Consider the following 1,114-nt stretch of genomic DNA (forward strand, 5'->3'; position numbering starts at 1 on the left):
TGTTGCGGGTCATGAGGTTGTTGACGCCCGCAACAGGGGTGAGCTGAAGGGGACGGGCCTTCCGGCGGCAGGATGGAAAACGCCAATCCTCCGCCCGCGCAACCGAAAGACCCGTCCGTGCTCCACCGTAACGCCCCACTGTCCGTCGAGGGTCGTCGCCGCCTGGTGCAACGCTGCCAGCACCGTCCCATCGCCCATGTCGCCGCCGAGATGGGCATCTCCCGCCAATGCGCGTCCAAGTGGGTCAACCGGTGGCGCCGCCACGGCGAGCTCGGCCTGCTCGACCACTCCTCGACACCACATCGCCAACCCCGCGCCACCCCGGCCGCGGTCGTCGCCCGGATCGAGCGGCTACGCAGGGACAACAAGTGGTCGGCACGGCGGATCGCGTTCGAACTCCACAGCGAAGGCACCACGATCGCGGTCCGCACGGTCACCCGCCAACTCGCCCACCTGGGGTTGAGCCGTCGCCGGTTCCTCGACCCCACCGGCAAGAACAACCGGACACCACGCCGGATCACCGCCCGCTGGCCAGGACATATGGTGCACGTCGATGTGAAGAAGGTCGGCCGCATCCCCGACGGCGGCGGCTGGCGCGTCCACGGCGCCGGCTCCGACCAAGCCAAGGCCGCCGCCCGGGCCAAGAAGCGCGGCGCCAAAGCCGGCTACGTCTACCTGCACTCCGCTGTCGACGGCTACTCCCGGCTGGCCTACACCGAAGCCCTCGACGACGAGAAAGCCGACACCGTGATCCGGTTCATGCACCGAGCCAGGGCGTTCCTCGCCGCCCACGGGATCGGCCACATCCACCGGATCGTGACCGACAACGGCGCCTGCTACAAAGCCCACGACTTCGCCAAAGTGCTCCGCGGTGCGCGTCACCAAAGGATCCGTCCCTACACGCCCCGCCATAACGGCAAAGTCGAACGCTACCAACGGATCCTGGCCGAAGAATTCCTCTACGCCCGCACCTGGGCCTCTGACCGGCAGCGCAGAGAAGCCCTGCAGGTTTGGAATATCCACTTCAACTACCATCGCCCGCACACCGCCGCCGGGAACCGCCCGCCCGCCAGCCGCCTCCACACCGGTGTCACCAACGTCATGGCCTCATACA

General features: G+C 67.9%; 1 protein-coding gene. It reads left to right on the forward strand.

The genetic code is table 11. The features are described 5' to 3' along the window. Positions 1–117 precede the first annotated feature (117 nt). The coding region (locus tag ACIA5H_RS37815; protein WP_397081176.1) for an IS481 family transposase at positions 118–1,114 on the forward strand (997 nt) is incomplete at its 3' end.

It is taken from the genome of Nocardia sp. NPDC051900 (genome assembly GCF_044452545.1).
GTDB classification, from domain to species: domain Bacteria; phylum Actinomycetota; class Actinomycetes; order Mycobacteriales; family Mycobacteriaceae; genus Nocardia; species Nocardia sichangensis.